This window comes from Burkholderia sp. ZZQ-2 (assembly GCF_050768715.1).
Classification (GTDB): domain Bacteria; phylum Pseudomonadota; class Gammaproteobacteria; order Burkholderiales; family Burkholderiaceae; genus Burkholderia; species Burkholderia cepacia.
In genome coordinates this window covers 38263-51442 of sequence record NZ_LDVA01000196.1, presented here as the reverse complement: position 1 = coordinate 51442, position 13180 = coordinate 38263, and the positions used below count along the sequence as shown (strand labels likewise).

The following is a 13180-nucleotide window of genomic DNA, read 5'->3' as shown; positions in this document are numbered from 1 at the left end:
TCGCGCGACCTCCGCGACCGTGAAACGCTCGACATCACCGAGCCGACGCGTTCTACGTTGTAAGTAATGCGAAATATTGTCGGTATTCTTCCGCCGAATTCCGCGGCGTCTAACACCCTCTTGCGTCGACGCCGCGCCGGTCGCCCGAACGGCCGGGCGTCCGCGTCAGGCGGCGCCGGATCCGGCCACCGCCACCGCCCGCACTTCGACACACAGCTCGGGCAACGCGAGCTGCGTCACCCCGACCGCCGTCCACGACGGATAGCGATCCGGGAAGTATTCGTCCTTCACGGCTGCGAAGGCTTCAACCTCGGCGCGCAGATCCGTATGAAAAGTCGTCAGTTCCACCACGTCGGCAAGGCTCGCGCCCGCCTCGACCAGAATCGCCTTCAGCGATTCGAACGCGATGCGCGCCTGCGCCTGCACGCCGTCGCCCGGCCGCATGTCCGCGCCGATCCCGACCTGGCCGGAAACCCAGATCGTGTCGCCCACACGCGTCGCGGGGGCGAAATGGTAGGTGTCGTACCACGCCTTGAACCCGGGTGGAACGATCGGTTGCCGCTTGCTGGTTGTTGCCATGACTGGAATCCTCCGGATTCAGACGAGTTGACGGAAGCACGGCGCGCGAAACGGGTCGCCCGCCTTCAAGGACGCGAGCTCGTCCACGAACAGCACGCCCGCCGGCGTGAAACCGGATGCGCTGTTGTCCGGCAGCGGGCTGAACGTGGCGTCGTCGCCGAAGAAGCGCAGCACGAGCGTGTGGCGATCGGGAAACGCCGGATCGACCACGCCGCCGCCGTGCAGCACGCCGGGATGAAGCAGCAGGACGTCGCCCGGCTTCGTGGCCCACGAGAGGATGTCGTACTTGCCCGGATCGGCGCGGCGCTCGGCTTCGATGTCCGGCATCCGCGGCCAGACGCCGCCGCCATGCAGCGGCTCGGTGGGATCGTCGGCGTTCTGGAACGTGGTGCCGTCGTGACGCACGCCGCGATGCGAGCCCCGGACAATCTCGAGCGCGTTGCGCTTGGGAACGGCCTCGAAACTGATCCACGCGTTGCCGAAGTGCGTCCCGGACCACGGAAGGTACGAGGTGTCCTGATGCCACAACGAGCGTGCGCCCTTTCCGCCGCGCTTCAGGAACAGTTCCTCGGCGAAGAACCACACGTGCTCCGATCCCCACAAGTCGGCAAACAGGCGACCGAGCGGCAGCGTGGCGACCAGTTCGTCGAGCCGTTCCTTCGCATACGGATTCGCGTTGTCGACGTGCGACCGGAATTCGGTACCGTCGAGGAGACTCGACGCCATCGGCCCCGGGTTTTCAATCCCCCAGTCGAACGCGAGCCGGCATTGGGCCAGCTGTTCCTCGTTCAACACGCCTTCGATCAGAATCGCACCGTCTTCCGCGAAAGCCTTGCGCTTGACATCGTCCATCGGTCACCTCCTGTTGGTTCGCCCCCGCCCTGCTTGCGGGTGCCTTGTACCATTCCGAACATGGAACAGAGTAACAATGTTAGGTAATGATGATAAAGATAGAAGAAAATAAAAAGAGAGGGTATTCCCGGTACGGATTCGATACGTGGACAAAACGGGATGCCTGGCATGCGAAGCCGATCACGGCCGCGTGCCCGCCCGCGCGCCGAAAGGGCACACCGAGGGCACGCGCCCCTCTTTCCTCCGACGATTGTTCGACGGCCTTCACGTGTCGCGGTCAGCGCCGAGCCGACACCCCGCCATCCGGAACACGCCGGACAACGTGACATGCAGGCCATCGCCGGATCGATGTCGACACCGTCCGACGAAGGCCAGCGGATACGCGAGGGCCGATCCGCACTCGCCTCGCTCCGGAACACCGTTGCTCACGCGCTCGATCGGCCGCGGTGAGTAACGGAATAGCGGAAGCGATGCGGCGCTGAGCGGCACGACGGCACAACAGCCATCTCCGGCGCGTGTCGTCGATCGACGCGAATGCTCCGATGCGCGTCGCCACGCGCTTACGCGAGGCGACGATCCCCGCTCCGGTTCGAGCCAAACCGGCTGGCGTCATGCGTCTGACCTGCGCGCTCCAGCGCGCAATAGGCGTAATACACCACGACCGTCAAGTACGACCACGTCACCAGCGCGAGGACGAAGAAATTGAGCACGACGTTGTGCTCGTCTCCCGGTATCGGATAGAAGTCGTAGATGCACGCGATCGCCATCGACGTCACCGCCGCGACGGTCGTCGTCGTCGCATGGAACCGCTCGCCTGCCGCCAGCAGTTTCCGCACGAAACCCGCGAGGTAGATCGTCAGCCACGCCCATGCCGCGACATAGAAATACGGCTGCACTTTCGCGATCACGCCGGACACCAGTACGGCGGTGCCGACGATGGAGATCGCGAACAGCGCGACATCCTGGCGGCCCGACGGCCTGTAGCCGCGCGTCACGGCCATCAGGCCCGCGACGGCGACGAGCGGCATCCCGAAGCCCCGGGAAAACGCATCCAGGACATGCGACACGAGCCCCGAGAGCTCGAAGTGAGTCGCGAAGTAGATCAGCGCGTTGGTCGAAGAGACCGTGACGATGAGCCACTCGATCCCGAGCAGGAAATTGCGCCGCTTGAGAAACTTCCAGCCGTAAGTGGCCGTCGTGGTTGCCAGCAATGCGCTGGCGAGGCAAAGTGCGAGCGTTCTGCTGTCCATGATCAAATGCTCCATTCCGATTGCATACGGTTCATCATTCCTTCTCCGGATTCAAACTCGCCAGGTACTGAGCAACGGCCTCGCGGTCTTTCGGCGACAGTGCGGCGGCGACGCGCTGCATCGTGCCGGTCGCTTCCGTTCGCGTGCCGGCTGCAAACGCCTCCAGTTGCTTCAGCAGATAGTCGTGCCCCTGGCCCGCCAGCCGCGGGAACTGCGCCTGGCCCATCAGGCGGGCGCCGTGGCACGCGGCACACGCCCCCTTCTCGACCAGTTGCCTGCCTTGCGCCGCCTGTCGCGGATCGGCCTCGAAGTAGCGGTTGCTGCGGGCCGGCTGGCGCGCGTAGTACTCGGACAGCGACTTGATTTCGGTCTCGCTCAGGCTCATCGCCAGCGGCGCCATGTTCGGATTGACACGCTTGCCGCTCGCGAAGTCGTGAAGCTGGGCCGCCACGTAGGACGCCGGTTGCCCCGCCAGGCTCGGATAACCCTGGTCGGCCGACGTACCCTTGACGCCGTGACAGCCGAGGCACGTGTCGGTCAGGTGCGGCCACGGTCCGCCGTCGGCGCGGTACGCCTCTTCCGACGCGGACACGAACTGTTGAAGGCGGTACAGATTCAGCAACGTCGGCCCGAAGACGACGAGCGATACGGCGACGAGCCCCGCAATGGCGAGCAAGATGCGTTTTTTCATGATTGCTCTCCTATGCGCGGCGCAGGCCGTTCAGTGCCTGCAAGGCGCCCTGATGCCCCGAACGCACGGCGCCATCCATGTAGCCCGCCCAGATGTTCGCGGTTTCGGTTCCCGACCAGATCAGATTGCCGCACGGCAAATGCAGTCCCTCGCCGTGCGCAGTCCAGAAACCGGGTGGAATCGCGGACACGCACGTGATCGTCCATGGGTCGGCGCGGCTCCAGTCGTGGTCGTGATACGACACGGGCGACAACGCGTCGTCGCCCCACGCCTGTGCATAGATGTCCGTGAGGATGTGTTGCGCGGCCTTCCGGTCCGTCGGCAACAGCGCGTTCCGGACGAACGCATTGATGATCCCGATCTCGCCGCCGGGCGGGGAGTTGTCGTACGCCCAGATGATCGGTCCGCCGACCTGGAAGACATGGCCGTTCAGCCCCTTCTCCCGCCAGAACGGACGGCGATAGACCATCGCCGTCTTGCGCGCCGGCGAGTGGGCGGGCCACGCACGCTGCAGCGACGCCCGCTTCTCGGGCAACGCCGGCTCGAACTGCACCTGGTTGCAGAGGGCCGGGTGGATGGCCATGATGACCTTGCGCGCCCGCACCTCTCCGCGATCGGTATGCAATGTGACGATGTCGCGGTCCCAACCGGAGATCCGTCGCACCGGGGTCGACAGGCGCACCTTGTCGCCCAGTTGCCCGGCCATCTTCGTGCAGAGGATCTGAGAGCCGCCGACGAAACGCGTTTCCTGTGCGCTGTGCTTGATGGAATCGAGTTGCGTGAAGTCGCAGGACGCCGAATTGATCATCGACAGGAAGTGCAGCAGCCCCATACTGACCGGCGGAGCGCCGCCGCTCAGCGTGCACGAGCCCTCCCAACCCACCCGGTCCTCGGGCTTGATGTCCTGCGTCACGAGCCAGTCGCCCACCGACATCCTGTCCAGCTCGCCGGCCCGGGGCGACGTCCACGGCGCGCCCGACGGCACGTCGCGCGACATCTTGCCGAGCTTCGACGATATGGCTTCGTCGGTGCCGAACGTGCCTTTCAGGTCGACCGTCGCGCGGCCTTCGCCGCCGAGGATGACCGTCTTGCCGTCGTAGTAACTCGGGAACGTGCCGACCTCCAGTTCGCGGGCGAGATCGGCGACGGCGGTCTGGCCCGGCCCGATCCATTGGCCGCCGACCTCGGTGACAAATCCGCCTTCCACGTTGTAGTTGAGTGTCCGGCCGCCGACTCGGTCGCGCGCCTCGAGCACCACGAACGATTCGCAACCGGCCTGTCGCAAGTCGCGCGCGGCCGTCAGTCCGGCCAGCCCCGCGCCGATGATGACCACGTCGAGCACGTCGACCGGCATGCCGGACGTGCCGCCTTCGCCGGCGCTCGCCTGCCGCGCGCCGATCGCGAGCGTGCCCACGGCGGCGGCTGACGCGCCCGCGTACTTGAGCCACTGCCTCCGACGCAAATCGGCTGCTCCATTGGGGAAAGACTTCTTTGGCATGTTGTCTTGGCTACTGCAATGAAAGTCGCTCGGGAGCCGTCAATCAGGATGACGAACGATAGGCGGCCCGTTCGGCACGTCGTTCCAGACCGATCGGAATGCGGCCGCTGCTCCCGCCTCACTCATGGCGCAGGGCAAGTCGGCGAACCACGCAATCCATTTGTAGGAATATGTGACAAACGTAGGTCATGATACATACAAACAAAATAAAGAAAAGACACGGGATTACCCTGCCTTGGAGAATTTTTTTGGCGGTTGCAGACGCTGCTGCGAAGCAGACCATTCATCGCGGGAATGCCGGCCGATTCACAAAATAAACTTCAGCGTGACGCACGTGCCCGCTATGCTCGCGGTCACGAATTCACGCGAGAAATCGCATCGGTCCGGCGGCGATGGCATCGCCGTACGGCATCCACGCGCCGGTTCACGGCAACCCGTGCCCGGTAGCGACTCGCGCGTGCGCCGTGGTGCGCGTGCCGTTCAATCCGATTCCCCGTGTCGTCGACGGGGCATGGCTTCATGGGAACAGGAATGCCGGGCGCCTGCGCGGAAATACCCGTCGATATCTCGTCGCGATTCAACGTCCTCGGCTATCCGAACGGGGGTTATCTCACGAGGCTGGCGGCCGAGACGCTTGCCCGCCGAAGCGCGCACCCCGACCTGTTGTCGATCAACGCGAGTTTTCTCGGCCATCCCGTTTCCAGCCCCGCGACGGCCCGCATCGTCGAATTGAGATCGATGAAAAGCCTGTCGCGCGCGACGTTGTCGCTGATGCAGGAAAGCGCACTCAAGGCGCTCTACGTGGCGACGTTCACCGACTTTTCGCAGACAACTGGCGCCACGGCGACGCATTGCGCGGGACCGCAGCTGCCGGCCACGCTTTATCGCGCGTGCGTGAGCATCGACACGCTGGCGATCCCCGATCCGATGCACTCGTTCATCTCGCAGTTCGACCTGCGTCTCGCACCCGGAGCATTGCGGAACAGCGAGCCTGAACACACCGCGATCATCGATGGATGGATTGCTCTGGATGACGAAGCATCGCCGACGCTCGCGTCGTTGGCCTTCTTCGCCGATGCGTTCCCGCCGCCGAGCGACAACGTCATCGATCGCGCCGAGTGGGGATCGGTGCCGACGATCGACTATGCGGCACACCTCAAGGCCGCTCCCGCCCCCGGGCCGATCCACGCCCGCTTCGTGACGAAGGACGTCCGCAATGGCCTGCTGGTCATCGATGGTGAATTGCGGGATACGAGCGGGCAGCTCGTGGCGGAGTCGCTTCAGCTCGCGAAATTCCGCGGAACGCTCGGCGACACACGTCCGGCAAGCCGAATGCCCGCCCTGTGCGTCGCCCTCGCCGGAGGTGGCGCCCGCCACGCGGCATCATGCGCGCGGGGCAAAAAAGAAAAAAGACAGGGACATGCCCTGTCTTCCTGTGTCACCTGGCTGGGCCGCGACTGCTACCGGCTCTTGCCGCCGGGCGCCTTGCTCTCCACCAGGGAGTACGCCGACGCCAGGAACCTCGCATCGAGCCCCTCCGTCTGCCGCCCCATCGTGTACTGGAGCGCCAGCCCGTCGGCCATCGCGACGAGCAGCATCGCGACGTGCTCGCCGTCGGCCGCCTTGAGGCCCGGATTCACCGCACGGACGAGCGCGGCGATGGCTTGCGTCAAGGATGCATACCATTCGTCGATCAGCCGCGCGCATTCGGGATCGATCGACGCAAACGAAACGAAGTGGGCCCACAGGGCCGTGCCCTTGACGTCCTTCGCATTCTCGAGCGCCATGCCGAGCAATGCCTCGAGCGTTTCACGCGGCGGCGCGCCGCTTTCGAGCGCGCGCTTCAGCGCGCTCAGGTACGCCTCGATCTCGGGCTCCATGACTGCCCGCAGCACGGCAAGCCGCGTTGGGAAGTAGTACTGGAGGTTGCTGACGCTGATGCCGGCGCGCTGCGCGACCGCACGCTGGGAAAACTCCAGCGCACCGCCCTCGAGCAGGAGTTTCCTCGCCACGCGCACGATGAGTTTGCGCGTACGAACGCCCTGGGCCCGAAGGCCTTCAGGCTGCGCGCCGGTGGGTCCTGCACTCGACGTGCGCCGTTTCCGGGTCGGTTGCTCAATAGGCACTGTCATCGCTTCCGTCATGATCCGGGCGTTTCCGCCCTCCTGATGTGATAGGACCGGCGTTTCGCCGGTCGCGAACGACTATACCCGATGCCGACACCAATTTCCATCCGGGGCGCCGCCGGGCGGCGGGCGGCCGCCGCTGCCACCGTTCGTCGCGGCGCCGGTGCCGCGTGCGCGGCGTTCACCGTATCGCGACCGCCGGGGCCGCCACGAGCCTGCGCGCTCCGCCCGGGCGCCGACGTCCGCCCGCGCGATCGCAACGGGCAGCCGCTCCGCTCCCCGCGTTACCTGACGCTGACGCCACCGCCGCCGCGCGCGGCAGACACGTTGGCGAGGTAGTACGCGACGGCGCGGATGTCGTCGCCGGACAACCTGGCGACAGCGGCATGCATCGCACCGGCCGGATCGGCCGGATCGGCCCGATCGTTCCGATACCCGGTCTTGATGGCCGTGATCTGCTTCACCAGATCCGCCTCGCCGTGATTCGCGAGGCGCGGCGCATGATCCGTCGATGCGGTCGCGGCCGCGGCATGCGTCGGTGCGATACCCGCCAGGTAATGCGCGACGGCCCGGATGTCTTCGTCCGACAATGCGGCGGCCACCCCGTTCATCGCGCCCGTCTCGTCGTGCCGCCTGCCCGCCCGGAACGCGACGAGCTGGCCCGCGAGATACGCCTCGCCCTGCCCTGCGAGGCGAGGCGCGCGCTCGTTGCCCGTCAGGCCCGCGCCATGACATGCGACGCAGCTCCTCGTCTGAACCACCGACATGCCGCGCGCGGCGAGCGCCGCGTCGACGCGGATCTTCTCGTTCTGGACCGGCGCCTGGCGCGCGAAATAGTCGGCCAGCAGCTTCATCTGCTTCTCGTCCATGCCGCGCGCAAGCGGCCCCATGTACGGGTCCGGCCGGCGGCCGCTGGCGAACGCGCGCAACTGGGCCTCGATATAGGCCGCCGGCTGGCCGGACAGCGCCGGATATCCGCCGTTACCCGATTGTCCGCGCGGGCCGTGACAGATAAAACACGTCTCCTGCGGCTGCGGCCATGGGCCGGCATCGGCCTTGAGCGTGTCGGCCTCGCCGTCCAGCGCTTTCCCGAAGCGGTAATAGCCGTACAGATCCGGCCCGAACAGCACACCGGCCGCCGACACGGCAGCGACCACGACAACACCGATGATCCATGCTCGCTTCACTCAAGCCTCCGTCGTCCGATGCGCGAGCGCACCCAGAACCTGCAGTGCGGCGCGATGCCCCGAACGCACCGCGCCATCCATTGCACCGGCCCAGATGTCGGCCGTCTCCGTTCCCGACCAGATCAGCCGCCCCGCCGGCGGGTGCAGGTACTCGCCCCACTTCGTCCAGAAGCCGGGCGGAATCGGATGAATGCAGGTCAGCGACCATGGATCCACCTTGCCCCAGTCGTAATCGTGGAACTGCGTCGGGCGCAGCGCCTTGTCACCGAGCGCCTGCGCATAGATCGCGGAAAGCGTCCGTTCCGCCACCTTCGCGTCGCTCGCGAGCGCGCCCGGTGCGATGAAGCCGTTGATGACGCCGATCGACGCGTCCGGCGGCGAGTTGTCATAGGCCCACAACAGCGGGCCGTTGACCGGGATGACCTGCCCGTTGCACCCGTCGTCCCGCCAGAACGGCCGGTCGTAGACGTGAACCGTCTTGCGCATCGGCGCGTACGCGGGCCACAGGCGCTGCAACTGCGCGCGACCGTCCGGCAGCGGCGGGTCGAACACGACCTGGTTGCACAGCGCCGGATTCAACGCGACGATCACGCGGCGCGCACGTACGACACCCTGGTCGGTATGCAGCTCGACGACCTCGCGATTCCAGCCGGCGATCCTGCGCACCGGGCAGGACAGCTTCACCCGTTCGCCCAGTTCGTCCGCCATCCTGATGCTCAGCACCTGCGAACCGCCGACGAAACGCGATTCCTGCGCGCCCCCCTTGATCGACTCGAGCTGGTCGTAGTCGCTGTTCGCGCTGTTGATCGTCGCCAGGTAGTGCAGCAAGCCGAGCTGCGCCGGTGCCGTGCCGAGCGACAACCGGGCCGCCAGGCTGAACGAGAATTTCTCCTCGTTGGTCAGGCCTTGCTGCGCGAGCCACGCGCCCAGCGACAGCTTGTCGAGCGCCGCCGCATTTGGCGCTTTCCACGGTGCCGCCGAAGGCACGTTCTTCGCCATCGCGTTGAGCCGGGCCGCAATCGTGCCGTTGCCGCCCACCGTACCCTGCGTGTCCTGGGTCACCCGCGCACCGTCCGCCAGATACACCGTCTTGCCGGCGTAGTACGTGTCGAACGTATCGACGTTCAGTTCGCGCGCGAGATCGACGATCGCCGTCTGGCCGGGGCCGAACCACTGCCCGCCCGCCTCGGAAATTCTCCCGCCGCCGAGGTCGTGGTTGTAGGTTCGCCCGCCGACGCGATCGCGCGCCTCGAGCACGACGAACGACTCACATCCGGCACGCTTCAGGTCGCGCGCGGCGGTCAGCCCCGCGAGCCCCGCGCCGATAATCGCGACGTCGAGCACGCCGTCGTTCCCGGCGACTGCGCCGGCCGCTTGCGCGAGCGACACTCCGCCGGCCGCGAGCGACCCCGCGCCCACCGCTGCGAGGCGGAGCAGGTTGCGCCGGGTCTGGGCATCCGGCCTGGGTTTGCGATTCATTTTTATGTTCCTTCCGTCCTCGTCAGTTTGTCCTTGCACCGGTACGCGGCGAGCGCGCGGTCATTCCATCGTCTCGTCGCACGGGCTACTCGCGAACACCTGCGCCACCGCCGCGTCGACCCATGCGTCGGTCAGGTGCCACCGTCCGCTCGCGCCGTCCGGCAACACGTCGTCGCCCAGCCCTGTCAGGCCGAGCGTCAGCAACTCGATCGGCAACGGCAACCGCACACCGGCGCACGCCAGGCTCCGGCCTCGCTGCTCGTTCAGGAATGCAGCGAATTGAACGCGGAACGACGGGTCGTGCACGGACAGGAGCGCCGCTTCCATCCACATGACGCAGGCGTCCGGCTGCCGATAGCGTTGCCTGAAGTACGCGTGCATCGCGCGCTCCATCACCTCGCGGTCGCTGGCGGCCTCGACGACGCGCATCAGTTCATGTTCGACGCCTTCGTGATCGCGCCTGAGCAACTCGAGAAGCACGGCCGTCTTGTCGCCGAAATTCGAATAGAACGCGCCGCGCGTATAGCCCGCCGCGATGGCAATGCTTTCGATGCTCGCCGCCGCATATCCCCTTTCGGCGAAGATCGTGCGTGCCGCCAGCAGCAGGCGCTCCCGCGACTCGCCGTCGCGTTTCCTGCCGCGCCGCGGCGTCGGCTTCACCGCCTGTCCGGCCTGATCCGCGCCGTGAGTTTCATGCGCTTCAAGACCCTCATTCATCTCAGGATTCCTATTCGAACGAGGTAAATTCACGCCACCGGATCATGCCGGCGGCCCCGGCCGTTTCGACATGACGCTTCCGTTCGAGCGCGCAGTACGCGTAATAGATCGCGACCGCGAAATACGACCACGTCAGCAGCGCCAGCACGGGAAAACCGGATACGGCACCGTGCGCGTCGCCGGGCAGCCCGTACAGGTCGTCGACGTACGCGACGACCAGCGACAGCACGAGTGCCAGCGCCGTCGTCATCGCATGCAACGGTTCCCCGGCGCGCAACAGCCGCGCGACGAAATAGACCAGATAGAGCGCCAGCAACACCCACATCGCCACATGGAAATACGGCAGGACGACATCGACGAACTCGAGCGTCATCAGCGCCATCGTTCCCACCACGGCCATCCCGAGCAACATCACGACCTGCTGGGCCATCGGCCTGTATTCGTGCGTGACGGCCATCATGCCGGCAGCCGCGATCACCGGGATGCCGAACCCTCTCGTGAACATGTCCAGGAAGTGCGCCACGCCGGACGAGCCTGACCAGCCCGTCGCCATGAAAATCAGCGCGTTGACGGCGGACGCCGCAACGACCCACCAGGCGGCCCCGAGCAACGGGTTGCGCATCCGGACGAACTTCATGCCATAGGTGCCTGTCACCCACGCGAGCAAGGCAACGGACAACGCGATGTCGGGAGATCTGAAATCCATCATGAAACTTCCTGTACCGATTCGGTTCGATGCTTCGTTGGTTCTCCGGATGAACGCTCGCCCGACGCGATGGCGCACGCCCATCGGTGTGCTCATGCTTCCTGTTCGAACCGTCGGCGGCCCCCACACTTCCTCGATCCTTCCGCCGAACCCCGCCGGATCGAGCGGGACAGGGCATTCCGCTTATAGAAAACGTTGACCATTGTAGGTCATGATACATAACAATTGAACACGAAAAAAAGCAGGGTATTCCCCTGCCTCGAAATCACCTGGATCGCGGGGAAGCATCGGGCAATCAGCGGGCGCCAACCAACGGCGCAGCACGCCTGACGACCCGCGCCGCGCCGCAACGCCGGTGGCGATCGCATCCCAACCCATGCCGAACCATCGTGTCGTCCGGTGGCCGATTTCGTGCGGTAACATTGCGATTCGATGGCGTGAAATAGCAATAAGACAAAGCGGACACCATGACTGAAGAATCCATACCGTCCCGCGCGACGCGCGCCGCCGCCCTCCGCGCCACAGCGGCAGCCCCCGGCCGGCACACCGCTCGCGCGCCCCTGTCATGCCCTTCCCCCGACGCCAACGCAATCCGACCGCGCCACCTTCCCGTCGTGAATCGACGCAATGCCACGCTTGGGAGCACGAAATGAAGCTCGGAGGACTGGGCCGCAAGATTGCGGTATCGATGACGGAGCTGGCACTCGGCATCACGTTGATCGTCGTGCTGATGATCTATGCGTTCTACTACGTGATGCTCCGGCACTGGAGCGAGGTCTGCAATCAGGCGGGCTGGTTTCCGTCGAACCCCGAGTGGATCTGGCTGGGCATCACCATCGTGACCGGCCTGGCACTCGCGGTCGTCGTGTCGGCTCGACTCGCGCACCGGATTCTGGTGCCGCTCAACTCCGTCGCGGACAGCATTCGTCGCGTCGCCAAGGGCGACCTGACCGCGCGCGCGGTCGCCGGCGATCGATCGATGCGCGAAGCCGCGCTGATCGCGGACGACTTCAATGCACTCGCGGCCCAGCTGCAGCGCATGACGGACGAACAGGCATTCTGGAATGCCGCGATCGCGCACGAACTGCGCACGCCGGTCACGGTCCTGCGCGGGCGGTTGCAGGGGCTGGCGGAAGGCGTCTTCCAGCCGGGCGAGGCGCTGTTCCGGAACCTGTTGACCCAGGCGGAAGGACTGACGCGCCTGATCGAGGATCTCCGCGTGATCAGCCTCGCCGAAAGCGGGCATCTGAGCGTCAGCATCCAGGAGACCGATCTCGCGACGCACATCCACGCGGTCGTCGAGATGTTCGAGGATGCACTGACCGCGGCCGGCCAGCACATGGTGCTCGATCTCGATACGCGGCCCATGCGCTGCGACCCGTTCCGGATGCGCCAGGCGCTGCTTGCGCTGCTGGAGAACGCGCGGCGCTATGCGGTACCCGGCGCGATACGCATCCACACGCGTGTCGAAAACGGCGCGTGTCGCCTGCTGGTCGAAGACGAGGGGCCGGGCATCCCGGCCGATTGCGCGGCCCGGATTTTCGATGCCTTCCGGCGCGTGGACGACGCGCAGTCCAGCCAGAAGGGCGGCAGCGGCCTCGGGCTGGCCGTGGTCGCGGCCATTGCGCAGGCGCACGACGGAGAGGCATCGTGTCGCCCGACGGCACACGGCGGCACGTCGTTTGAACTGCGCTGGCCCGACGGCCCCGCATCGCCGCGCATCGCGACGCCGAACCGGAAGGACGTGACGTCCGCTACGCAACGCTCCGTCGATGCCGATCCGTGCTGAATCTCCCGGCGAGCCGGCGACACGCCCCGTGCGCCGGCCTGCCGCCCCGCGCCCTCGCGCTCACGCCCGCCACCGCTGAACGGGCAGTGCGCGTGCGTCGCGCGATGTGCCCGCCGCCCGCGCCGAAGCGATCTTCGCAATAACAGCACCCGGAACGCACGGCCGCCGCCATTTCATCGGAGGATTGCGGATTTCCCGCGCCGCCCATCCCGCTTCCGCACACCGCCGGGTCCTCCGAAAGCCCGCCCCTCCGGGCCCGGCCCGCCGCCGCATCGCCGTTCCGCGATTCTTTCGCCGCCTCCATCA

Annotated in this window: 12 protein-coding genes and 1 pseudogene; 2 read left to right on the top strand and 11 right to left on the bottom strand. The window is 66.3% G+C overall.

From position 1 onward, the window contains the following. Nucleotides 1–165 precede the first annotated feature (165 nt). From ABY44_RS13470 to ABY44_RS13450, 5 genes are all read right to left on the bottom strand, one after another. Nucleotides 166–579 carry a RidA family protein gene (locus ABY44_RS13470; protein ID WP_060061332.1) on the bottom strand — a complete coding sequence of 138 codons (414 nt, stop codon included), beginning with the start codon at nucleotides 577–579 and terminating at the stop codon, nucleotides 166–168. Nucleotides 580–597: 18 nt separating this feature from the next. Then, entirely contained in the window at nucleotides 598–1431 is an 834-nt protein-coding gene (locus tag ABY44_RS13465) for a phytanoyl-CoA dioxygenase family protein (protein WP_060061331.1), read from the bottom strand. Between the two features lie 560 nt (nucleotides 1432–1991). Continuing rightward, the gene (locus ABY44_RS13460; protein WP_060172887.1) at nucleotides 1992–2681 is read right to left on the bottom strand and encodes a hypothetical protein; all 690 of its coding nucleotides are present in this window, start codon (nucleotides 2679–2681) and stop codon (nucleotides 1992–1994) included. Between the two features lie 34 nt (nucleotides 2682–2715). After that, complete coding sequence (locus tag ABY44_RS13455; protein ID WP_060172838.1) at nucleotides 2716–3372, bottom strand: c-type cytochrome; 657 nt, start codon at nucleotides 3370–3372, stop codon at nucleotides 2716–2718. 10 nt (nucleotides 3373–3382) lie between these two features. After that, complete coding sequence (locus ABY44_RS13450) at nucleotides 3383–4870, bottom strand: flavin monoamine oxidase family protein (RefSeq protein ID WP_060172837.1); 1488 nt, start codon at nucleotides 4868–4870, stop codon at nucleotides 3383–3385. Between the two features lie 519 nt (nucleotides 4871–5389). Here ABY44_RS13450 and ABY44_RS13445 point away from each other — a divergent pair. Further along, nucleotides 5390–6148 (top strand): annotated as a pseudogene (locus ABY44_RS13445) (thioesterase family protein); the annotation flags it as partial. A 182-nt stretch (nucleotides 6149–6330) separates the two neighbouring features. Here the strand turns inward: ABY44_RS13445 and ABY44_RS13440 are convergent. The 6 genes from ABY44_RS13440 to ABY44_RS13415 form a co-directional block, all read right to left on the bottom strand. Further along, complete coding sequence (locus ABY44_RS13440; protein ID WP_059676297.1) at nucleotides 6331–7002, bottom strand: TetR/AcrR family transcriptional regulator; 672 nt, start codon at nucleotides 7000–7002, stop codon at nucleotides 6331–6333. A gap of 278 nt (nucleotides 7003–7280) precedes the next feature. Further along, nucleotides 7281–8183, bottom strand: coding sequence for a c-type cytochrome (locus ABY44_RS13435; RefSeq protein ID WP_060172835.1), 903 nt, complete (start codon nucleotides 8181–8183; stop codon nucleotides 7281–7283). Then, nucleotides 8184–9662, bottom strand: coding sequence for a flavin monoamine oxidase family protein (locus tag ABY44_RS13430; protein ID WP_060172834.1), 1479 nt, complete (start codon nucleotides 9660–9662; stop codon nucleotides 8184–8186). A 60-nt stretch (nucleotides 9663–9722) separates the two neighbouring features. After that, on the bottom strand, nucleotides 9723–10379 hold the full coding sequence (locus ABY44_RS13425; RefSeq protein WP_060172833.1) for a TetR/AcrR family transcriptional regulator: 657 nt from the start codon (nucleotides 10377–10379) through the stop codon (nucleotides 9723–9725). A 10-nt stretch (nucleotides 10380–10389) separates the two neighbouring features. Continuing rightward, entirely contained in the window at nucleotides 10390–11085 is a 696-nt protein-coding gene (locus ABY44_RS13420; protein WP_060172832.1) for a hypothetical protein, read from the bottom strand. Between the two features lie 183 nt (nucleotides 11086–11268). Then, a complete protein-coding gene (locus ABY44_RS13415; RefSeq protein WP_155637917.1) occupies nucleotides 11269–11508 on the bottom strand; it encodes a hypothetical protein in 240 nt (79 codons plus the stop codon). A 226-nt stretch (nucleotides 11509–11734) separates the two neighbouring features. Between ABY44_RS13415 and ABY44_RS13410 the strand changes: the two genes are divergently transcribed. Beyond that, on the top strand, nucleotides 11735–12874 hold the full coding sequence (locus ABY44_RS13410; RefSeq protein WP_060172831.1) for an ATP-binding protein: 1140 nt from the start codon (nucleotides 11735–11737) through the stop codon (nucleotides 12872–12874). Nucleotides 12875–13180 lie beyond the last annotated feature (306 nt).

Excerpts from the sequence above, each read along its gene's own strand:
- ABY44_RS13470 (WP_060061332.1), bottom strand. The coding sequence starts at position 579 with ATGGCAACAACCAGCAAGCGGCAACCGATCGTTCCACCCGGGTTCAAG.
- ABY44_RS13465 (WP_060061331.1), bottom strand. The coding sequence starts at position 1,431 with ATGGACGATGTCAAGCGCAAGGCTTTCGCGGAAGACGGTGCGATTCTG.
- ABY44_RS13460 (WP_060172887.1), bottom strand. The coding sequence starts at position 2,681 with ATGGACAGCAGAACGCTCGCACTTTGCCTCGCCAGCGCATTGCTGGCA.
- ABY44_RS13455 (WP_060172838.1), bottom strand. The coding sequence starts at position 3,372 with ATGAAAAAACGCATCTTGCTCGCCATTGCGGGGCTCGTCGCCGTATCG.
- ABY44_RS13450 (WP_060172837.1), bottom strand. The coding sequence starts at position 4,870 with ATGCCAAAGAAGTCTTTCCCCAATGGAGCAGCCGATTTGCGTCGGAGG.
- ABY44_RS13440 (WP_059676297.1), bottom strand. The coding sequence starts at position 7,002 with ATGACAGTGCCTATTGAGCAACCGACCCGGAAACGGCGCACGTCGAGT.
- ABY44_RS13430 (WP_060172834.1), bottom strand. The coding sequence starts at position 9,662 with ATGAATCGCAAACCCAGGCCGGATGCCCAGACCCGGCGCAACCTGCTC.
- ABY44_RS13425 (WP_060172833.1), bottom strand. The coding sequence starts at position 10,379 with ATGAATGAGGGTCTTGAAGCGCATGAAACTCACGGCGCGGATCAGGCC.
- ABY44_RS13420 (WP_060172832.1), bottom strand. The coding sequence starts at position 11,085 with ATGGATTTCAGATCTCCCGACATCGCGTTGTCCGTTGCCTTGCTCGCG.
- ABY44_RS13415 (WP_155637917.1), bottom strand. The coding sequence starts at position 11,508 with ATGTTACCGCACGAAATCGGCCACCGGACGACACGATGGTTCGGCATG.
- ABY44_RS13410 (WP_060172831.1), top strand. The coding sequence starts at position 11,735 with ATGAAGCTCGGAGGACTGGGCCGCAAGATTGCGGTATCGATGACGGAG.